Origin of the sequence: Herpetosiphon gulosus (genome assembly GCF_039545135.1) — a bacterium.
Taxonomy (GTDB): Bacteria; Chloroflexota; Chloroflexia; order Chloroflexales; family Herpetosiphonaceae; genus Herpetosiphon; species Herpetosiphon gulosus.
Map to the genome: position 1 here is coordinate 1 of NZ_BAABRU010000015.1, position 21572 is coordinate 21572.

Here is a 21572-nt window from a genome sequence, read left to right on the forward strand (position 1 = left end):
TGCTGCGGACGCAGCACCCATCAGTTGGAAAGGTGCGATTTTGGCGATAAAAAATCCGCCGCTGCGATTGAAGCAGGAAAGCGGAGCATTTTCGTCAAATGTGTGATGTTGAGCAAACATCGTGCTGCGAAATGTTTGAGTTCGTTTCGACAGCTCGCGCAGTATAGCAGCATTCACGACCTTTGTCAAATTGCACGAACCTGATCCACGAAGGCCACGTTTTTAGCCACGAATTACACGAATTCTGCTACTGTGCTAAATAGCTGAATCTTGACAACTGGCCGCTGAACCCTGACCGCTGGCCTCTCGCCGTCCTCTGCGCTTCGGCATTAAAACCTAATCGCTTGTCACGATTAGCCACGCCACCATTCAGTTAAATCTTTGGGATGGCTAGGCTCAACTGGTTGGCCTAGTTGCGGGGTCAAAATAGTGATTGAGCTAGTTTGGGCAGCTTTCAGCAAACGCTCAATTGGCTCGTCCCAAGCATGCAGCGAAAGGCAGTATGCGCCCCAATGCACAGGCAACATGGTGCGAGCTTGCAACATTTCGGCGGCTTGTAAAGCCTCTTCGGGTTGCATATGCACGCCCGGCCAAGCAACATCGTATTGAGCCATTTCGAGCGTCGCCAGCTCAAACGGGCCATAACGTTGACCAATATCCTGAAATCCTGCGAACATGCCACTATCGCAGCCCACATAAATCCGTGAATTTTGGCTCATCACTACCCACGAAGCCCAAAGCGTGCTATTGCGCTTAAGGCCACGCCCCGAGAAATGTTGGGCTGGCACGGCGGCAATCGTCAAACCAAATTCGGCCAAATGCAGTTCTTCCCACCAATCGAGTTCGTGGATACGGCTGCTCGTAATGCCCCAGCGTTCGAGATGGTCGCCAACACCCAAGGCGGTAACGAAGGGCATCGACCCACGCGCTAGCCAGCGAATCGTTTGCTTATCGAGATGATCGTAATGGTCGTGCGAAAGTAACACTAAATCGATTGTTGGCAGTTGCTCCAGCGCAATCGGTGCAGTTTGAAAGCGCTGCGGCCCGATGCCCTGCACTGGCGATAAATGCTTAGCCCACACCGGATCTGTCAAGATCGTGATCCCAGCAAACTCGATCAATAAGGTTGAATGGCCAAGCCAAGTAACGCGTAAACCCGAGGCTGGTGGCGTTTGGTGGAAGCTTTGACCAGGCCAGGCACTTGGCAAAGGCTTGCTTGGCCGACGTTGTTCCTTGCCAAACAATTGGCGGCGCAAGGTCGAGACCATTGAATTGGCTTGGAGCATGGCGGTTGGATGCAAATTTTGAAATTGGTTATTGCGATAGTAGGGTGATGCAAGAATGCGTTGTTGGCGGCTGCGCATGGGCGTTCCTCATACAGAGAATTTGTTGCTGAAATCAGCATAGCACGTTGTAGAAACAAGAATTTCGCGGAATGATGAATAAGTTGTGATCAAGCGTTAACGCCCAGCCTTTGGGGTACAATAAAGCTAGATTTGTGTTGTGAGGATGCTTGATTATGCCTATTTTTGAACCCATTGGCCTAGCCTATATTGAGCTAGCGTTTCGAATAAGCCAGCATATTGATGGGTATGTTGATGCCTATTGTGGCCCAAATTATCTGCGTGACCAAGTTTTAGATAGTGCGATTTGGCCAACCAACCAGCTGGTGCAGGCGGCTGAACAATTGCTAGAGCACATTGAAACCAGCGATTTGCCAATTCGTCGCCGCACTTATTTACGCAAACAGGTCACTGGCATGGCGACCACCTGTCGTCAGTTGGCGGGCGAACGTTTTGATTATCGTGAGGAAGTGCGACGCTGCTTTGATATTGAGCCAGCCATGATTGACGAAGCCTTGTTTGATGAGGCAATCGATGAACTCGATAGTTTATTGCCAGGCCAAGGCGATGTGCTTGAACGTACTCAAATCTGGCGACGGCAATTTGAGATCAACGGCGAGCAGGCTCAACCCTTGTTACAATTGATCGAATCGGAATTACGCACCCGCACGTTGGGGTTGTATCCCTTGCCTGCTAGCGAAAAAGTTGATTTCCGCTTGGTCAATAATCAGCCTTGGAGCGGCTATAACTGGTATTATGGCAATTATCATTCAGCCGTTGATATCAATACCGATTTGCCGATTGCCCTCAATAGCCTGACAAACTTAGTTGCTCACGAGGCCTATCCAGGCCATCACACTGAGCATTGCATCAAAGAACGTGATTTATATGCTGGTCGGGGCTGGGCTGAGCATTCGATTTTTTTGCTAAACACGCCTGAGTGTGTGATGGCTGAAGGCATCGCCAATAGTGCGGTGGGTGTCTTGTTCAGCCCTCAAGAGTTGGTCGAGTGGCAAGCCCAAACCCTCTATCCCAAAGTCGGTATCACTGGCAACCCTGCCCAAGAACTGCGAATTAACACGGCTCTCAAGGCTTTGGCGGGTGTGGCAGGCAATGCCGCTTTGCTGTTGCACGCCGAAGGTCGGCCTGCTGACGAGGTTGTTGATTACTTGGTGCGCTATGGGTTGACCAGCGAAGAACGAGCACAACAACGATTGCGCTTTATCAGCTCACCGTTGTGGCGAGCCTATATTTTCAGCTATTTCTATGGCGAACAATTAATTAGCCGTTGGTTTGAGCGCGGCGATAAAATCGAGCGATTTGGCACATTGCTAAGTGAGCAAATTTATCCATCACTGCTTGAGCAATGGGTGATCGAGCAAGCCAATCAATGTTATAAAGGCTAGTTCCAGATTGCTCAATTGTGGTGGGCATCGGCAAGCATGTCCAGGTGGCGGCACGACTGCTAACGGTGGCCGTGCCGCCGACCAACGCCGTCGGCGGCTGTGGGAGACGGCACAATGGTCGGCTAGTCAGGTAGTGTTGGCGATGTGGACGATCCTCGTGAGCACCGCCCATTTGGCGCAGGATAATTGATTTTTTGCCTAACAGCGCTATACTGTTGCTAGCAATTGATTTGATCAATAACGAGGAGCCATAATGCAAGATTTTTGGCAACGAGTGCAAGCCTTGGCTGGCCAAACTTTGGCTACTACAGCCCAACATCGCTTATTTACAATTTTGAGTGTCGATGCCGATGAGCTTTGGTTGGAGCCGCATAGTACGCGCAAAAAACGTTGGTTGCGGCGCAACGATTTTGAGGTCTTGTTGCAAAGTGAGGTTAATCTTAAGCACTTAACGCGGGCCAATATTGCTGAATATATGCCTAATGCGCGTTTCAATACTGCTTATGTCTACACAATTTTGGCCCATTTGGGGATTATTGACGATTAATGGGCATCACGACAAGCTTGTGATGCAAAGGGATGCCCATGCCAAACTCAACTGATGTTACGAGGCATCGCTGCTGCAATAAAAGCGGCCAACGCTAGCGACGCTTGCGACGCTACTATCGAGAACATTGCCAATCCTTCCAATTACAGCTATCGACACGAACGATCTACTAGAACGAATTAATTAGAGCTTTGATAGATTTAGGATTCGCTACTGTCACAGTACAGGTAGCCATAATCTACTGATTTGCGTAAACCATTGCTATCAGTAACCGTAAGCTTAACGAGGAATGATGTATAAGGATCGCAATAACCAACTATTGAGTCCCCTCCCGTTGTATCAATCGAAGCATTACGAACTGACCAGCTATAATTGTAGAGACCGGTTCCACCACTCACATAGGCACTGCAGGAGAATGATCCTTGATTATAATCTATGCCATGGTGTGCACAACCGACGAATACACTCAAGGGCTTGGGTGCGGCGGCGGTGGGAGTCAACGGGGCCAAGGCTAAAGCACAGGTCGCTACCAACAAACCAATTGCCCGGCATGAAGTGTTAAACATTGCCAATCCTTCCAAAATACAGCTATACGTACTAACTATGTACATAGACTTCTATTGTGTTGACTATATTGGCTTTGTCAAAAGATAATCTATTAAATGTATATTAATAAATATTAACTTTATTAACATAAGCGTTAGACTAACAAGCGCTTTAAAGAGCATTTGTAGCTCGAATTGGCAATATTTTGGAGGTTGTTGGGGCAAAAAACTGGGCATCGCGCGGCAGATCGCGAAGAGGAAGGGATGCCCATGACCAATTAGCCGATTTTACGAGGCGACTTTGCGGCAGAGCACCCGCCCAATTTTGCTAATGCTGGCACCGCTGCTATCAGTAACCACAACATTAACCCGAGCAGTTTGATTGATAGCACAGCTCCCGTAAATATAGCTACCCCAGTTGTCCAGAATCGTAGCATTTTGCACCGCCGACCAGTTGTAACTATAATCGCCAGTTCCACCGCTTGCAAAAGCATCGCACGAGAATGAGCCTTGGTTATACCGCATCCCCAGATTTTCGCAAAAAACACTGACCTCCAAGGCGTTAGGCGCTGCTGCTGCTGGAACTAGGGGAGCCAAAGCCAAAGCACAGGTTGCCGCCAACAAACCGAGCATCCGTCGCGAAGCTTTAATCATCGTCGATCCTTTCGATTACAACACTACGCAGCAAATGGCTACGTAGAACACGATTGTGCTTGATTTGACGGTTGGGATCAATAAGAGTTGCATGAAAAATTGCTGCTATCCACATTAAACTGAATTGTGACGGCAACAACCCTAACGCAAGCGCTGGGCTAATAGCCCTTTAACAAGGCCTAAAATCACAAATGAAATCACTAGGAGCAGCATAGCCAAAATTAATGCCACATTTAAATCTTGCTCAAACCCTTGGTAAATTGCCAAGGGCATGGTTTGGGTGCGACCCACGAAATTGCCAGCAAAAATGATCGTGGCTCCAAATTCGCCCAAAGCGCGTGCCCAAGTCATGACTGCGCCGCTTACCACACCCGTCCAAGCCAGCGGAATGCTGATAAACCAAAAGATTTGGCGTGAATTCGCGCCATCAAGCGCCGCTGCATCCTCAAGATCATGATCGATCGTGGCAAAAGCTGCTGCTGCGGCTTTAATGTAAAAGGGCGAGGCTACAAAAACTTGGGCTAAAACTACCGCCGCTGTGGTAAAGGGTAATTCGATCGCGATTAAACGCAGATACTGGCCAAGCAAACCTCGCCGCCCAAACGCCATCAACAGGGCAATCCCCGCGACCGAGGGCGGCAAAATCATCGGCAGATCGATCAAGGTATCGAGCAATGCTTGGCCGCGAAAGCGTGGACGCGCCAAAAGAATTGCCATTGGTGTGCCAAATACAAGCGTAATCAGCATACTACTGCTCGTGGTCAGAATGCTCAGACTGAGCGCTTCGCGCACGGCTGGTTTGGCAAATGTGCTCGCTAACGCTTCAACTGGCACCCGCAAGGCTAAAGCAATTAACGGTATCAATAAAAAGCCGAGCAATGGCAAACTACTCAGCATCAGCCAAAACGAGCGACGAAAACGATTATTTCCCATTCAGCACCCATAAAAATAGGATAGGCTTGAACCTATCCTGATCGGTCTGTGCCAAGTATCAACCTATTTTACTGTGATTTTGACGATGTTTTTGAGCTGGCTGGCAGTTGGGTTGCTCGGAATAATGCTGGTAAAACTGCCATCGGCTTCGACGGCAATAATTGCTCGTGGGTCGGCGGTTAGGTCGGCAATTGCCAGCACGGTTTGGCTGCCATCGCTGCTGAGCAAATTAAAGGTTCGGGCATCGCCTTTAGGTTGAATTTGGATCAACAATTGACCAAAGCCCAAACCTCGATAGCTTTGGCCATTGAATTCAACTTGTTGTTGTTCATAGTTCTTGATCAATTCGTCAGTTAGCGTCAGCGGCGTAGTTAAATTGCCAGAAATTAACAGTTGGTAAGGAGATAAAACTGAAGGATCGGCAACAGTTATAAAGCCATAACGCGTTAAAATCTGTTGGCCTTCGGAAGCCAAAACAAAATCGATGAAGGCTTGGGCAAGTTGCAAATTGGCACTATTTTGGGTGATTGCAATCGGATAAGTGGCGATCGTATTCAGTTGATCGGGAATTGCCAATGTGCCAATGCTGCCATCAGTAACCGAAGCTGCATCGGTAGTATAAACAATGCCTGCATCGGCCTCGCCCAGCGAAACTTTGCTCAAAACAGCTTTAACGTTATTTTCATACGAAACCACATTCGACAAAACTGTTGGGCTATAGCTTGCGCCAAATTCGGGCAAGGCTGAAGCTTTTGCCAAAAAATCTAGGGCATAATTGCCAACTGGAACGCTAGCACTGGCCAACACTAATTTCAGCTTGGGTTTGGCTAAATCTTGCAGGCTTTGAATTTGGGCAGGATTGTCTTGGGGATAAATCACAATTAAGCGGTTACGCGCAAATGGTTGACGCATTGAACCATCAATTGCCCCAGCATCAACGACAATCTGCATCTGCTTGGAATTGGCTGAAGCAAAAACATCAGCAGGTGCGCCTTGAGTGATCTGGGTTGCCAGTTGATCCGAGCCAGCAAAATTGAAGTTAAGCTTGGTATTGTGATGACTGGCTTGAAATGCGTTACCAATGTCAGTGAATGCGCCTGTCAATGAGGCCGCAGCAAATACATTGATCTCGCCATTGAGGGTTGGCGTAGAGTTGGCGGCGCTGGTTGGGTTGGCTGGAGTAGTTGGTACATTAACAGTTGTAGCTCCACAAGCCAATAAACTTAGGCTCAACACAATTAATCCGATTCGGCGAATCTGCTTCATACTGATAATCCTTTATCCACACCAAACACTGTTTGGCTCGTTTTCCAGCGCCTAGCATACCACCTTAATTAAGGGATGAAGGATGAATTATGAGGGATGAAAACCAAAAGACTGAGGGCAAAATCAACGTAGATCAAGTTTTAATGCAGCGGCGCAAAGTGGATTTAGGGGTCAGGGTCTAGCGATCAGGAGTCAGGATTGACGCTTGGGCGAGCTAATTCAAAGCTGACCCCTCGCCCCTGAATCCTGACCCCTAAATCCTACTCACCAAGCCGATGTTGCTGCATAAATTCCCAAGCAGCGTCGGCAGCATAAAAATCGCGATTATGCGGGTTCTGGCGTTCTTTCAAGCGTGATGGCTGGTCGAGGCTGGGCCAACTATGCCCACCGCCATCAATCCGATAGAAGCGAACAAGGTTATCTTGGTAGGTACTGACGGTCACCGTGCTATTATCATCAGGGTTGATATCAGCCAAATGGCTAATGCTCGGTGGGTTGGTAATGCTCAACATATCGAGCCACATTTGGATGGTCGCCTCGGCAGAAAGCACCTGGCCTTGCTGGCTATCGCCTGGAATATCAATTAAACCACCAGCATAGGGCATAATGGGGTCGGCTGTACCTGCCAATAGCATCAACGGGGCGGGCGTGCCAAGTGCTTTACACTGGCTATTTTGGGCCATATACCCCGCACTACCAACCACCGCCGCAATCCGATCGGGCAATTCGAGCGCCAAGCGCAGCGACATCATTGAGCCATTCGAGTGGCCTGTAGCATAGACGCGAGTCTGATCAATAGGATAGCTTTGAGCAAAATGATCAATCAGTTTACTGATAAATTGCCCATCATCGCTGGTTGAAGGGTTATCCCAATCGCTGCGGCAATCATTCCAGCGCCGATTCATGCCATCGGGATAGGCCACGATAAAACCATGTTGGTCGGCGAGAGTGTTCCAGCGTTCTTGAGTCGTTAATGTCATGGCCGAATTGCCAAGCCCACCGCCGCCATGCAACATAAAAACCAATGGCGCTCCAGCAGGATCGAGCTTGGCTGGCAGATAATAGATAAAACTACGGGTTTCGTCAGCGACCAACAATTCAGCTTCGTGTAGCGTGCCTTTGGGCAGGCCAAGGCTATTTGGCTCAACAACTTGGCTGGTTGGGTTCGGTGAAACGGCGGCGGCTTGGCGATTGGCTCGGCTGCAACTAAGTAGGCTAAGAGTTAATCCAAGCAAGCCTAGAAAATACAATAAGCGCTGCATGTGCATTGATGACCTCCTAGTTAAAAGAACGAGCTTGATCGTAGCAAAGGCAGCGCTATTTCAGCATCACCCAATTAGGCGATTGGCGATCATCCTTGGTTGTTAATGCTCTAAAATTTATGCTTGACAAACTTGAAACTCAATATACAATATATCTAGTATAAATTATTGATGAGTGTTATGAGCTATTCACTGGCGTTTTCACAGGCAATTGCCATCAGCCTCTACATCACCTATAAAATCGAGGAACAAGTCTACGATTTTGTGCCAACCCATGAAATCGCCGATTTTTTAGGCATTGCTAAGCCCAGTGTGGTCAAGGTTGTGCAATCGCTGACCAATGCAGGCCTGATTGAAACCCGTGAGGGAGCCAAAGGCGGTGTGCGCTTAACTCGTAACAGTCAAGCAATTAATCTCTTGGATATTTTTAATGCAATCGAGCAAGCTAAACCTTTGTTTCGACTGAATATTCACCCAACCGAGCCAAAAATCGAGGCTCTAGCCGCTCGCCAACGCATGGTCGCTAGCCTGCAACGCGCCGAAACAGCTATGAAACAAGAGTTGCAAGCAGTCACCTTGGCAAATCTTTATAGTGGTTGATTTTTTTAATCTAAACTCTATATTCTTAGTATGTAGTTTATATTATTTTATTGACCTCTTTTTTTATCTAAAACTAAATAAACTATTTATTTAGTTTATCCTGAAAGGAATAATAACAATGAGCAAGCGAGTATTAGTTACTGGAGCGAATGGCCATTTAGGGTCGGTGTTGGCTCAAATGTTAGTTGAACGTGGGGTTGAGGTGCGGGCTAGCGTGCGCAATCGCAGCCAAATCAAGCCGAAGCTGGCCTATGAGCAAGTTTATGCCGATTTGATGGATGTTGATTCGCTGCAACAAGCCTTGGTTGGGATTGATACTCTGTATCAAGTTGCGGCGGTATTCAAGCATTGGTCGCCCAATCCGCAACACGAGATTATTCAACCAAATGTTGAGGGTACACGCAATATTCTGCGGGCAGCGGCGCAGGCTGGAGTCAAACGGGTGGTGTATGTTAGCTCAATCGCGGCAGTTGATAAAAATAATCCTCAGCGCCAAACCCCAGCCGATGAAACAACTTGGAATCAATACACCTATGGCAATCCTTATTATCAATCGAAAATTGCCTCGGAACAATTAGCTTGGAAGTTGACCAAGGAATATGGACTGGAGATGGTAGCGGGCTTGCCAGGCACGATCATCGGCGATCCCAATGGCCGGACTACGCCATCGTTGGGGATTTTGGAGTTGGTGTTGAGCAATAAAATGCCACTGGATATCAATATGGATTTTAATTTTGTTGATGTAGCTGATGTTGCCGAAGGGCTGATTGCCGCTGAACGTCAAGGTCGTGCAGGCGAACGCTATATTTTGGCGAATGATCAATCGTTACCATTACGACGAATCTTTGAAATCGCCCAAGAATTCAACCCCAAAATCAAAGTGCCAATGCGCGTTGCTAAGGGTATTACCAAGGCTGTCGCTGGTATGATGGAGTTGGTAGCGAATGTCACAGGCCGCGAACCAATGATTTTGCGTAGCCAAGTTGGGTTGTATTGTGGCGTAGAACAACGTTTGTCGATTGCCAAAGCCAAACGTGAGTTAGGCTATAATCCGCTACCTGCAGTCGATGCAGTGCGCAAAACCTTTCAGATTCTGGCTCAGCAAGCACCGAAGCAGGTTGCCTTGGGCCAAGCCTAGCCTACAATCAGCGTGATGGCAGTCCAAACAACTGCCACCACGCATCGATATAATTAGCTATCGCGATCAACAATGGTGTTGCGTAAGATGCCGATGCGTTCGATTTCTAGTTCGACCACATCACCGACCTCAAGCCATGGCCCTTCGCCGTGGGTCGTTTCAAGCAAACAGCCAGTGCCAACCGTGCCCGAGCCAATAATTTCACCAGGCAACAAGGTAACATCGCGCGAAGCGTGGGCAATCAATTCGCCGAGCGTATAGTAAATATCGGCAAACGAAGCCCGACCACGCTCTTCACCATTGACCCGCACGACCATTGCCAAATCGTAGCGCCCATCGCCCAGCGCCTTATCCTCAATTTCATCAAGCGTGATCATGGCTGGCCCAAATGAGGTGGCAAAATCTTTACCCTTGGCTGGCCCTAAGCCAACGCTCATCTCGCGAGCTTGAATATCGCGAGCCGACCAATCGTTCATCACCATCAAGCCAGCAATATAATATTCAGCTTCAGCTGGCTCAATATCACGGCATGGTCTGCCGATCACTGCTGCAATTTCTAGTTCGTAATCAAGTTGGCTGGTGCGCGGCATCACCAAATCGCTATCTGGTCCAAGCACCGTGGTAGGGTTACCAAAGTAAAACACTGGCATATCGTACCAAGTGCTGGGTACAGAGCGGCCATGCTGGGCGCGAATTTCACGCACATGCTGCTCGAAGGCGTAAAAATCGCGAATGGTTGGTGGCTGAGGAATTGGCGCTAACAAACGCACGCTATCAGGTGGATAAATCACGGTTTCGCCGCCCAATGAAAGCATGCTATTGATCGCATCGGGATCATCCCACTCGATGCCATCGCCGCCACCACCGAGCAAATCAACCACTGCTGAAACAATCTGGATTGCAGCATCAATCCCATAACCATCGGATTCGTGTTGCAGCATACTCATCAGCGACCAATCATGGGGCAGATCTTCGAAAACTAAGCCTGCTGCTGCTTGCAGATCAATGATACCCATGGGCAACCAAGCCCCAGCCCGTGCCTCGGAACCTTCACCATACCGCCGAAATGAAACAAATTTCATAAATCCTACCTCTATCAAAAAATCAAAGACCCTGATCCATTTCTGTAAAAGCAGGGCTAAGGATGAAAGGTTATACTCGTTAGTTGTTAAATTGAGCTAGCCGCAATAGCCGCTGATAGATCATTCCACAAATCGTCAACATTCTCGATTCCAACGCTCAAACGTAGCAAAGCTGGTGGTAAATGCTCCTGACCAGGAATTGCCGCTCGCCGTTCCATGGTCGATTCTACTGCCCCAAGGCTCGTGGCATGATGAATCAATTTAACTTGCTGACAAACCTGATCAGCAGCCACTGCTCCGCCCAACACATCAAATGAAATAATTGTGCCAAAACCCTTGAGCACCCGTTGAGCGACCGCATGGGTTGGGTGCGATGATAGCCCAGGATAGCGCACACGCATAATCTGCGGATGAGCTTCAAGTCGCTCAGCCAGAAGCATGGCTGTTTGTTGTGCCCGTTGCAAACGTACTGCCAAGGTGCGTACCCCACGTACCGCTAAATAGGTTTCGAGTGTGCCTGGCGTTGCCCCAGTTAACTCACGCGATTTCTTGAGCGCATGCCAAAGCGCTGGATCGTTGGTCGTCGCTACGCCAGCCAACAAATCGGAGTGGCCACCAATAAATTTAGTCGCCGATTGGATCGCGACGGTTGCGCCAAACGCCAGTGGTTGCTGATTTAACGGCGTGGCAAAGGTATTATCAACCCCCACAATCGCGCTCGGTTTACGCGGCGCAGCACAAATCAGCTCAAGATCGGCCACGGTCAGCAGCGGATTCGATGGCGATTCAAGCCAAATGAGGTCGGCATCGGCACAAGCTCGCACCCAAGCTTCAGTATCATCGACCGCTATGCGCTGGACTGACCAACGCCCACGCTGTTCGCCAGCAGCGGCAAGGCCAGCAACGCCTTGATAACAGTCATCGGGCAAGACAACCAGCGAGCCAACCGCCAGTTGATCAAAAACCGCGGCAATTGCGGCCATGCCTGAGGCAAAGGCCAAAGCCTTGCCACCCTCTAAGCCACCAACCACCGCCTCAAGTGCTTCCCAAGTTGGGGTTCCATCATCACGCGAATATTCACGGCCACTGCCAATAATAAAATTCGATGCAGGAACCAAGGGCACATTCAACGGATCGCCTGGCTGCGAACCGCGCCCCGCTGAAACCAACCATGATTCTGGTTTGATGTTGGCTGAATCGTGGCCCATTGTGCAATACCTCTCAAACTACGAAAATCCTGAAGCCCTAGCATGATCATAGCAAATCAGCGCAAGCACTTCAAATTACAAGACTTGACAATCGCTCAATTCATATTACTATTAGATATATAACGTAAGGATATATTATGGAATATGTGATTCTAGGGTTGTTGATGCTCAGGCAGCGCAGCATCTACGAGATCAAGAAAATCCTTGAAGAGACGATCTCGTTGTTCTATAGTGCCAGCTTTGGCAGCATCAACAGCGCAATTGAAAAACTGGTGGCAAAGCAAGCAGTGACGGTGCAGGAGCAAGTCGAAGGTGGGCGATTTAAGAAAATCTACAGCATCACGCCAATCGGCCAAACGCTGTTTGAGCAATGGCTAACGAGTGCAATTCCCCAAGAGAAGGTCAAAGATCCTGCTTTGACTCGTTTGTTCTTTATGGGTTTTCTCAAGCCAAGTGAGCAAATTCGGCTGCTGAGTGAGCATCTTGGAAGCGTGCAAATGGTGCATGCCCAACTCAGCAGCTTGCTGCGTGAGCGTGAGCAAATGAGTGTAGCGACTGAACAACAAGCGCTTGCCGATTTTCAATGGTTAACCTTGGAATATGGCGTAGCCTACTACAGTTTCAATATTAATTGGTATCAACAACTGCTAAGCAAACTTGAGGAATCAGGCAATGAGTAACGAATTAACCGCTAAAACAATTAGTTTACACGATTTTGATTTGCACTACTCCACCGCTGGTAACATAAATAACCCAGCCTTGATCTTAATTCATCCAGCATTTGGCGATCATCAATGCTTTGTCCAGCAGATTGATAGCTTCTCTCAAAAATATTATGTCATCTTAATCGATTTACCTGGCCATGGGCGTTCGCAACCAAACAATACCTTAATTGGTATCGAACACACACCTGAATATTTGGCCGCCATCTTGCAAAACGAAAACCAAGCTCAAGCTCATGTTTTAGGGGTTTCGCTTGGCTCGTTGATCGCCCAAGAATTTGCCTATCGTTATCCGCATTTGGTGGCTAGCGTGACGGTCGTTGGCGGCTATAGTATTTTTGGCGATCAACGGGCAGTGCTGCGGGCACAGCGTAAAGAAATGTTCAAATGGATGTTCATGGTGCTGTTTTCGATTGAGCGTTTTCGGCGTTATGTCGCTCGGATCAGTGTGTTTTATCCGGCTGGCCAAGAATTATTTTATCAGCGGATGCAATATTTTTCGCGCTCATCATTTCGCTTAATGAGCAAATTAAACCAAATTATGCACCCAAACGAAGCAGCATCGAAGCAACAGCTATTGATTTTGGTTGGCGAACACGATCAGCCAATTGCCTTGCAAGCAGCCCGCGAATGGCAACAACAGCAGCCCACTATCGGCTACCATGTGCTGCCAAACGCTGGGCATTGCGCCAATATGGATAATCCAACGCTTTTCAATCAATTGGTACTCGATTTTCTGCTCTAAGCAGTTAATCAGCGCGTCGCCCACGGCAAATAAATCCGAAACTGATGGATTGAGGTCGTCGTGGGCAAGGCAGTCTCAGTTGGTATAGCCGTATTGGTATTCGTTGCAGTCGGTGTAGCGGTCAATGTTGCCGTTGCCGTTGCTGTATTCGTTGCCGTTGGATTTTCCGTCGGCGTTGCTGTATTGGTCGCCGTTGGAATTTCAGTTGGCGTATCTGTTGAGGTCTCGGTTGGCGTATCTGTGGGCATGACCGTGGCCGTATTCGTCGCCGTTTCAGTTGGCATGACTGTATTGGTCGCTGTATTCGTCGCTGTTGGAATGTCGGTCGACGTTGCAGTTACCGTTGGAATATCGGTTGGCGTGGCCGTATTCGTCGCTGTCGCCGTTTCAGTTGCTGTCGCAGTTGGCGTTTCAGTCGGAGTTGCCGTATTTGTCGGCGTTTCGGTTGACGTGGACATATTGGTCGCCGTTGGAATTTCAGTTACTATTTCGGTTGGCGTGGCGGTTGCGGGAATTTGGGGCGCAACCGAGCCTGGATTATAGACCTCGAAAATTCGCGATTGGCTGCTACTGGCTTGGGTTCCGCCAGCAGGAACATAGATGCGCCCACCAACCAAGATTGGGACATGACCTTGACGAGCAGTTGGCATCGGGGCAACGCTGCGCCACGTTTTGGTCAGCGGATTATACACATCAACTCGATTGCTCACACCTGCCTGATCGGCCCCGCCCATCAGATAAAACTCACCTTTATACCAAATTGCTTGGCCCATATCGGCGCGAGCTTGGGGTAATGGCGGAAGCGTTGGGTCGCTGGCGCTGCTCGTCCATGTTTGTGTCAGTGGATCATAGATTTGCAAATCGCTGCTGGCAGCACCAGTAGTACCACTCGCCCGCCCGCCAAACAAATAGAAAAAGCGGCCATCTGTACCACCAGCAGCACCATTGCGGGCCAAAGCCATGCTTGGCAAATTGGCCCAAGTGTTGGTAGTTGGATCATAGGCGGCATGATAATTTGTGGTATTGCCGCTGACAATTCCGCCTGCAACATAGATTTTGCCATCAATTAATGCAGAGCTAGCGGCCATTGTGGCAAATGGCATGGCTGTGCCTTGCGACCAACTATTGCTTGAAGGTTGGTAAATTTGCACTTTGCCTGCGCTTGTGCCAGTCCCGCCAAACAAATAGAGTCGTTGATTCCAGACTTGGGCGCTGTGACTATGGGTTTTATAGGGGCGTTGAGCCAAGCCAGCATTCCACGAATTCGCCCCAAGATCAAAGGCTGCGGTCGCACCATTACTCTCACCAACTAGATACAGTTTATTGCCGATAACCCCGCCAGAGGCCTCGCCCAGCGAGATCGGCAGAGTTCGGGCTAATTCCCAGTGATTTTCAAGCTGGCCGATCCACATTTCGGGATTGGGCACATAGCCGCCAGTCGTTACCAAAATTTTATTGCCATATGCTGTTGCAACCGGAGTTTTGCGCACCCCAGGAATCGAGGTTAATTTCATCCACACATCATCATTGGGGTCATACAGCATCACATCGGCGGAAGCCAAGCCATAATCGCCACCATTAACTGAGCCGCCCACAACCATAATTCGGCCATCAACCTCAAATACCGACGAGGTGATATGCCCCCGGCCTTTGGGCAAATCGGCGACTCGCATCCAAGTATCAGTGTTAGGGTCATAGCGATTTACTTCAACTTGAGCCGCCGTTGATTCGGCAGCTAAATATTGGCCGCCAATCGCATACACATAACCATTCAGCGTCGCCGCCCCAAGGTGGTTACGAGCATTGGGCATGGGTGCAGCAGTCCGCCAAACTTGAGTATCCAAATTCAGCACAAAATGTTTGTTGCTATCCCATTCTTCGAGATGTAAATTACGCCGATGCGCTCCACCAAAAAAGTGAATTTCACGGCCAAGCTTGGTTGCCCCAGCAGCCCCGCGATCTTCGGGCAAATCGGGGCCACGACTCCAAGCATTGGTCAATGTGTTATAGACCCACACATGCTCAGTGCTACCACCAGGTGAATTGCCAATATAGCCACCCAACACATAAATCAAATGGCCATCGGCAACCACGGGAGCATGAGTCATCGCTTCAGGAATATTGGCGCAGATTCGCCATTGATTGGTCGTGATGTTATAGGCAAAAACTGTATCGGTAGCCTCAACTTGGTTGGTATAAAAACCACCAATCACATACAAACTATCGCCAACAATCGCCCCGCCAGCCTCAAATCGCGCCAACGGAATCGGCTGAAACGTATTCCAATTAAACATATTAGTGGTTGTAGTAATAGCAGGAATGGGGGATTGAAGTGGAATTTGGGCTTGGGTTGGTTTCAAGCAGGCTAGAGCGAACAAACTAAGCACGACCAACAACATCGACCAACGAACCGCAGTCAAACGCATACATTCCCTATTGCAAGCAGCAGCTATCGGCAGCAATTACAGCCAATACACAAACTGGATATAGCCAAAACGTCCGGCGCAGGCTATTATACAGACACCGTCAAGAGCAAAAGAGCCAACAATTTTCACATTCATTCACAGTGCTGCAACAACTGTGAAACCTTTGTCGTCCAACCCATGCCAAAACCATAGGAGGAAGTTATGCAACCATATACCGAGCATGATACCGAACGCGCTCGCCAAATTGAGGCCGCTCAAGCCAACTATCCAATCTATCCAACCAATCAACAAACACCAAGCAATAAACTGTTACAACACCTCACTGCCCAGCGTGATTCACGTGGGATCGCCGCGATTGCCCTGATTGTCTTTGGGGTTTTATGGTTTTTAGCTCGGGCAATGGGTGGCGATAGCATTGCCCTTGATTTTGGGATCGATACCGACGCATTTATCCCAAGCATGATTTTATTTACGATCGCCAGCTGTTTCTTCTTCTTTGCCTTCGCTAAGCGGCTGTTTGGGCTATTCATCCCCGCTAGCATCCTAACTGGGCTGGCCGTGGGAATTCCCTTCGCCAACCTGACCAATGGTATGTCAGTGGTTTGGGGCTTGGCCTTGGGCTTTGGGGCAATTGGCTTGCTGGGTAAGCCAATGTTTGGCACGAATGGCTTTTGGGGCTTTATTCCAGCTTCAATTTTGTTTGTGGTCGGAGCGATCATCGGAATCGCGAGCTTGCCAGGTCTGCTAAGTGTTGGTATGGTATGGGTGCCGATAATGCTAATCGGGGCAGGTCTATACCTTGGGTGGGGCCGCAACCGGATCTAGTCAGACTCGGCAGTATTGAACAACCACGGAGCCAATTCCTCGGCTCCGTGGTTTTTTGTGGCCTTAAGCCTGCTATAGTAGCCCACTAACTGGCTTAATGGAGTTCAATCGTATGCAACAATCACCAACCAAGCCCCATTGGCAACCTGATATTTCTAAAACGACGTTCAATGGCTTACGAGCATTGCTGATATCAAGTGCCGCCACGCTTGGATTAATTGCAATCTTTTGGTGGCTGACCAGCTTGATCAACCCTGAAATTAGCCAATTTGATCGGGCTGGCTTGGCTGGTGGTTTTTGGTTACGCACGCAGTTGCCCTATCTCAACCCAATTTTTCAGCTTGCAACATGGATCGGCACACTCTACGGCTTAGCCTTGCAAACATTAATTGTGGGCTATTGGCTGTATCGGCGCAAGCCACCAGCATGGCTCAGTCGCTTGAGCTTAATCGTATTAGCCCTGCTTGGAGCGGCCATTTGGATGACCTTGCTCAAACATGGCTTTGCCCGCCCACGCCCTAGCATCTTCGAGCCAGCCTACCAGCTGAGCACCTACAGTTTCCCCAGTGGTCATGCCATGGCCGCCGCAGCCTGGTATGGCAGTATGACCATAGCCCTTAGTTATGGTCATCCGCAATCACGGCGTTGGGGGATTATTATTGGATTGGCCGCCATGGCAGCGCTAATTGGCACCTCGCGGGTTGTGTTCGCGGTGCATTATCCGACCGATATTAGCGCAGGCTGGATTGGCGGAATCGCTTGGTTGGCCTGTTTGCGGGCAGTTTGGCATGGCATTAGTTGGCAACGCCAGCGCCGCCAAGCGAGTTAGCCTAAAAGCTGTTTCGCCACGATATAGCCAGAACCGCCATTAATCCCATGGCCTGGCCACGTTGCTGCCCCAAGCATAAAAATATTCGGAACCAGCGTTCGATGGCTGGGTTGGGCGGGCAAAGGACTCAACAGATAACTTTGGGCTAAATCGTGCGCCCCGCCGTAGGGATCGCCAGGCCCAAGATTCGGGCTGAATTGGGCTAAACTGGTCGGCGTAATCGTGTGCAAGCCCACAACGCTCGATGGAATATTGGGAATATGCCGTTCAACAATGGCCAAAATCCGTTCAACAAAGCGTTGGGTCAAATCGCCTGTCCACGTCCCATCACCTACTGCGATCTGCCCTGCGGCATCGCCAATCGGGCGGCATGGCACTTCAAGTACTTGCACCCGCATAATTGCTTTGCCTGCTGGTGCCCGGGTTGGGTCGAGGTTGGTTGGACAATCGACAGTAAACGTTGGATTGATTGGCAACAAACCTGCCATTGCTTGGGCCACCGCCAAAGTACATTGATTGAGACCATCGGTTAAATGCGGCTGGCCAATCCGATTAAAACGCGCATCAGGCCAACGCGGCGGTTCGCTGAGCGCCAAATGAATTTGAACACAACCTCGCCCATAGCGAAATTCTTTGGCTTGTTGTAGCACATGTTCCGGCTGCGGCGAATCGTTCAACAACCGCAAATACAATTGATCAGGATTAACCGAGGCGATCACATGTTCGCGCACCTTGAAGGCCTCACCAGTGTTGGTATGCACTTCGCTGGCTTTACCATTACTCAACACAATCCGCGTCGCCGCTGTTTGCGTGCGAATTACCCCACCATGATCGCTGATCAAACTACCCAAAGCGCGGGCTAATTGCTCGCTGCCACCTTCGGGCGTTGCCATGCCCGCGCCCATCGTCGCCAACACAATCAGATAGACCCATAGGCCACTGCCAATTTCGTCGGGAGTGCGGCCAAGATGCATCACCCAGGGCGCAAGCATGGCCTGCATCACTGGCGATTGAAATGGGCTGACCACATTTCGCGCCGTTTCAAACAACAATTTACTAAATGGCGAATAGCCAGTTTCGCTCCGTAGTAAACGTTGAATCATCGTTTGAGCCGTTGGCGATTGCAAATCCATCGAAAACAAGCCAAAAACATCTTCAACATAGGGGTTGAATGAGGCCAACATTTGGCTAAGCACCGCGCCATCGCCCGTGGCTAAACGCTCAGCCTCGGCCAGCGCAGCCTCGAAGGCTTGGGGCAAAATCGCCGTGCGCCCATCACTAAACGAAACCCCAGTTGGAATATCGGTGTTGATATAGCGCAAACCACGCGCCGTCAAATCTGCGCCAAGGTCGGCATAGGCTTGGCTGGTGGTAAAGAGTGGGTGAGCCGAGGAATAGACATCATGTTTGAAGCCAGGTAAGGTCAATTCTTCCGTTCGCACCAAGCCGCCAATCCGATCATTGTTTTCGAGCACCAACACCGATTTGCCTGCCCGCGCCAAGTAGGCTGCCGCGATCAGGGCATTGTGCCCACTGCCAATCACCACAACATCATAGCTGTCCATAACGTTCCTTTCACACCACACATACACGGCAAAAAGGTCTTTGTATATAGCTATTCAAACAGCAGTGTCAAGTAGTCAGCGCAATTTTGTAGCTGTTTTTGTAGCACCTGTGGCATTGCAGTAACAACTCTTAATATGTTTTAATACTCTCACTGGAATAAGTCCAGTCTTTTCACCAAAGGAGCGACAACGATGTTCTCGAATGTACGGTTTTCTTCCCGTGGAGCATCACGCCTAACTTTGTTAGCATGTTTGGTGCTCAGCCCAATGCTGTTTTTGGGCCAGCCTCAAAGCACATTTGCCGCCACTAACCTCGCGCTCGGCAAAACTGCCGTAGCCTCTACCAGCGAAAACGCTGATTTTGGCGCAGCACTCGCGCTTGACGGTAATGTTAATACGCGTTGGAGCAGCACGTTTGCCGATGGTCAATGGCTGCGCGTCGATCTTGGCAGCGTCCAAAGTTTCAATAATGTGGTGCTGCGCTGGGAAGCAGCCTACGCCAGCAGCTATCGGATTCAAACCTCAAACGATGCCAACACTTGGACGACCATCCAAACCATCAGCAATAGCGATGGCAATGTTGACGATTTGAGCATCAGTGGCACGGGCCGCTATGTTCGCGTTGAAAGCATCACGCGTGCCACAGCCTATGGCATCTCATTGTTTGAATTTGAAGTCTATGGCAATGCTGGCAGCAGCAATATTGCCCTGAACAAAACGACTAGCGCCTCAAGCAGCGAAAATGCCGCAACCGCCGCCAATTTTGCGATTGACGGCAACGTTAATACTCGTTGGAGTAGCACATTTGCTGATGGTCAATGGATTCGGGTTGATTTTGGCAGTATGCAAAGTTTCAATCGCGTGGTCTTACGCTGGGAAGCAGCTTACGCCAGCAGCTATCGGGTGCAAACCTCGAACGATGCCAACACATGGACAACCATCCAAACCATTACCAATAGTGATGGCAACGTTGATGATTTGAGTATCAGCGGCACTGGCCGCTATGTGCGAATCGAAGGGATTACTCGCGCCACCCAATATGGCATTTCGCTATTCGAGTTGGAAGTTTACAGCGGCGGCATCCAACCAACTGCCCAACCAACTGCCCAACCAACTGCCCAACCAACTGCCCAACCAACGGCACAGCCAACTGCCCAACCAACCAACATTCCAGGCAACTGCACCACCTCAACCAATATTGCATTGAATAAACCAGCCTACGCTTGGTTCTATGAATCGAAAACCTCAACCCCAGCCCAAGCCGTTGATGGCAACACCACAACCACCCGCTGGAGCCATCTCTGGTATCCAAGCGGCCCAGCCAATGCATGGTTGTATGTTGATTTAGGCTCAACTAATGCCACAATCAACCGCGTGCGCATCTTGTGGGAATCAGCCTACGCCGCCGATTACCAAATTCAAGTCTCGAATGATCGCAGCAACTGGTCGAATATTCGCAGCGTGGTTGGTAATACCCAAACCACCAACGACTACAATCTCACTCCAGTCACAGGCCGCTACTTGCGGATCAACATGACCAAAAAGGGTACCGAGTATGGCTACTCAATTTGGGAACTCGAAGTCTATGGTTGTAACGCAGGCAATCCCAGCTACGATCCTGCACCAACCCCATTAACTGGCAGCTTCAGCCGTGTTTGGGTCGAAAACTTCGATGGCAACAGCCTTAATCTAAACAACTGGGCCTATGACAACGACGTGCATGTCAACGGCGAGCAGCAACAATACACCAGCAACAACGTTGCCGTCAGCGGCGGCACATTGAAAATCACCGCCCGCAAAGAAACCGCCAACGGCTATCCTTTCACCTCAGGCCGGATTTTCGGCTTAGGCCGCCAAAGCTTCTTATATGGCAAGATGGTTGCTCGTATGAAGATGCCGGTTGGCGAAGGCTACTGGCCAGCCTTCTGGATGATGGGTGCAAATATCAATGAAGTTGGTTGGCCTGGCAACGGCGAGCTGGATATTATGGAAAATATCGGCTATGGCAACTGGACTTCGGGCGCACTGCATGGCCCAGGCTACTGGGGAGCAGGCTCGGCAGGCGGCTTAGTCAACTTGCCAGCAGGCCAAACCACTAGCGATTGGCATACCTACGCCGTCGAATGGGACCCAACCTACATTAAATGGTTCGTCGATGATCGCGAAATTCTGAGCTTCACTCGTGCTCAAATCATCGCCGATTATGGCCAATGGACTTACAACAATCCCAAGTTCTTCATCTTGAATTTGGCCTTGGGCGGCGAATATCCCGCTGGCTACAACGGCTGTACTGGCAATCCATTGCCAGCAGGCTGTGCCTACTTTGGCATCAAACAATCAACTGTCGATAGCATCGTGGCGGGCAATGGTCTGCTCGAAGTTGATTACGTTGAAGTATGGCAAAAACCAGGTGCAACAACCCAAGGTGCTCAATATTTGCCTTTGGCGCAACAAGAAAACTAAGTTTAGGTTAAAA

20 protein-coding genes are annotated in these 21572 nt (G+C 49.6%); 10 read left to right on the forward strand and 10 right to left on the reverse strand.

Features of this window, described 5'->3' with window-relative positions:
• Together ABEB26_RS19080 and ABEB26_RS19085 are read right to left on the reverse strand one after the other, a co-directional pair.
• A partial coding sequence (locus ABEB26_RS19080) for a hypothetical protein (RefSeq protein WP_345723637.1) occupies positions 1-189 on the reverse strand: 189 nt, incomplete at its 3' end.
• Between the two features lie 164 nt (positions 190-353).
• Positions 354-1364: an MBL fold metallo-hydrolase gene (locus ABEB26_RS19085; RefSeq protein WP_345723638.1), complete on the reverse strand. Its 1011-nt coding sequence runs from the start codon at positions 1362-1364 to the stop codon at positions 354-356.
• A 155-nt stretch (positions 1365-1519) separates the two neighbouring features.
• Here ABEB26_RS19085 and ABEB26_RS19090 point away from each other — a divergent pair, with 155 nt between their 5' ends.
• The 3 genes from ABEB26_RS19090 (at position 1520) to ABEB26_RS19100 (ending at position 3296) form a co-directional block, all read left to right on the forward strand.
• Positions 1520-2749: a DUF885 domain-containing protein gene (locus ABEB26_RS19090; protein WP_345723639.1), complete on the forward strand. Its 1230-nt coding sequence runs from the start codon at positions 1520-1522 to the stop codon at positions 2747-2749.
• Between the two features lie 7 nt (positions 2750-2756).
• Positions 2757-2939, forward strand: a complete 183-nt coding sequence (locus ABEB26_RS19095; protein WP_345723640.1) for a hypothetical protein — start codon at positions 2757-2759, stop codon at positions 2937-2939.
• A 63-nt stretch (positions 2940-3002) separates the two neighbouring features.
• Positions 3003-3296, forward strand: a complete 294-nt coding sequence (locus ABEB26_RS19100) for a hypothetical protein (protein WP_345723641.1) — start codon at positions 3003-3005, stop codon at positions 3294-3296.
• Positions 3297-4129: 833 nt separating this feature from the next.
• On the opposite strand, the gene ABEB26_RS19105 is transcribed toward ABEB26_RS19100, so the two are convergent.
• From ABEB26_RS19105 to ABEB26_RS19120, 4 genes are all read right to left on the reverse strand, one after another.
• Positions 4130-4495 (reverse strand): hypothetical protein, encoded by a 366-nt coding sequence (locus tag ABEB26_RS19105; RefSeq protein WP_345723642.1) that lies wholly within the window; start codon positions 4493-4495, stop codon positions 4130-4132.
• 141 nt (positions 4496-4636) lie between these two features.
• Complete coding sequence (locus ABEB26_RS19110) at positions 4637-5428, reverse strand: ABC transporter permease (protein WP_345723643.1); 792 nt, start codon at positions 5426-5428, stop codon at positions 4637-4639.
• Positions 5429-5491: 63 nt separating this feature from the next.
• Positions 5492-6694: a molybdate ABC transporter substrate-binding protein gene (gene modA, locus ABEB26_RS19115; RefSeq protein WP_345723644.1), complete on the reverse strand. Its 1203-nt coding sequence runs from the start codon at positions 6692-6694 to the stop codon at positions 5492-5494.
• A 260-nt stretch (positions 6695-6954) separates the two neighbouring features.
• Positions 6955-7962 (reverse strand): CE1 family esterase, encoded by a 1008-nt coding sequence (locus tag ABEB26_RS19120; RefSeq protein WP_345723645.1) that lies wholly within the window; start codon positions 7960-7962, stop codon positions 6955-6957.
• 174 nt (positions 7963-8136) lie between these two features.
• Between ABEB26_RS19120 and ABEB26_RS19125 the strand changes: the two genes are divergently transcribed.
• Together ABEB26_RS19125 and ABEB26_RS19130 are read left to right on the forward strand one after the other, a co-directional pair.
• A complete protein-coding gene (locus tag ABEB26_RS19125) occupies positions 8137-8556 on the forward strand; it encodes an RrF2 family transcriptional regulator (RefSeq protein ID WP_345723646.1) in 420 nt (139 codons plus the stop codon).
• A gap of 118 nt (positions 8557-8674) precedes the next feature.
• Positions 8675-9694 (forward strand): NAD-dependent epimerase/dehydratase family protein, encoded by a 1020-nt coding sequence (locus ABEB26_RS19130; RefSeq protein ID WP_345723647.1) that lies wholly within the window; start codon positions 8675-8677, stop codon positions 9692-9694.
• 53 nt (positions 9695-9747) lie between these two features.
• Here the strand turns inward: ABEB26_RS19130 and ABEB26_RS19135 are convergent, their stop codons facing one another.
• Together ABEB26_RS19135 and ABEB26_RS19140 are read right to left on the reverse strand one after the other, a co-directional pair.
• Positions 9748-10776 (reverse strand): fumarylacetoacetate hydrolase family protein, encoded by a 1029-nt coding sequence (locus ABEB26_RS19135; RefSeq protein WP_345723648.1) that lies wholly within the window; start codon positions 10774-10776, stop codon positions 9748-9750.
• 86 nt (positions 10777-10862) lie between these two features.
• On the reverse strand, positions 10863-11984 hold the full coding sequence (locus tag ABEB26_RS19140; RefSeq protein WP_345723649.1) for a trans-sulfuration enzyme family protein: 1122 nt from the start codon (positions 11982-11984) through the stop codon (positions 10863-10865).
• Between the two features lie 137 nt (positions 11985-12121).
• Here ABEB26_RS19140 and ABEB26_RS19145 point away from each other — a divergent pair, with 137 nt between their 5' ends.
• Complete coding sequence (locus tag ABEB26_RS19145; protein WP_345723650.1) at positions 12122-12664, forward strand: PadR family transcriptional regulator; 543 nt, start codon at positions 12122-12124, stop codon at positions 12662-12664.
• Complete coding sequence (locus ABEB26_RS19150; protein WP_345723651.1) at positions 12657-13451, forward strand: alpha/beta fold hydrolase; 795 nt, start codon at positions 12657-12659, stop codon at positions 13449-13451. Before ABEB26_RS19145 ends, ABEB26_RS19150 begins: the two co-directional genes overlap by 8 nt.
• 8 nt (positions 13452-13459) lie before the next feature.
• Here ABEB26_RS19150 and ABEB26_RS19155 read toward each other — a convergent pair whose 3' ends face one another.
• Positions 13460-15877, reverse strand: a complete 2418-nt coding sequence (locus ABEB26_RS19155; RefSeq protein WP_345723652.1) for a Kelch repeat-containing protein — start codon at positions 15875-15877, stop codon at positions 13460-13462.
• A gap of 201 nt (positions 15878-16078) precedes the next feature.
• Here ABEB26_RS19155 and ABEB26_RS19160 point away from each other — a divergent pair, with 201 nt between their 5' ends.
• Together ABEB26_RS19160 and ABEB26_RS19165 are read left to right on the forward strand one after the other, a co-directional pair.
• Positions 16079-16702, forward strand: coding sequence for a hypothetical protein (locus ABEB26_RS19160; protein WP_345723653.1), 624 nt, complete (start codon positions 16079-16081; stop codon positions 16700-16702).
• Positions 16703-16814: 112 nt separating this feature from the next.
• Complete coding sequence (locus tag ABEB26_RS19165; protein ID WP_345723654.1) at positions 16815-17531, forward strand: phosphatase PAP2 family protein; 717 nt, start codon at positions 16815-16817, stop codon at positions 17529-17531.
• Here ABEB26_RS19165 and ABEB26_RS19170 read toward each other — a convergent pair.
• Positions 17528-19096 (reverse strand): phytoene desaturase family protein, encoded by a 1569-nt coding sequence (locus tag ABEB26_RS19170; RefSeq protein WP_345723655.1) that lies wholly within the window; start codon positions 19094-19096, stop codon positions 17528-17530. The two genes, ABEB26_RS19165 and ABEB26_RS19170, sit on opposite strands and share 4 nt — an antisense overlap.
• A 192-nt stretch (positions 19097-19288) precedes the next feature.
• Here ABEB26_RS19170 and ABEB26_RS19175 point away from each other — a divergent pair, with 192 nt between their 5' ends.
• Positions 19289-21559, forward strand: a complete 2271-nt coding sequence (locus tag ABEB26_RS19175) for a discoidin domain-containing protein (protein ID WP_345723656.1) — start codon at positions 19289-19291, stop codon at positions 21557-21559.
• Positions 21560-21572: the final 13 nt, after the last annotated feature.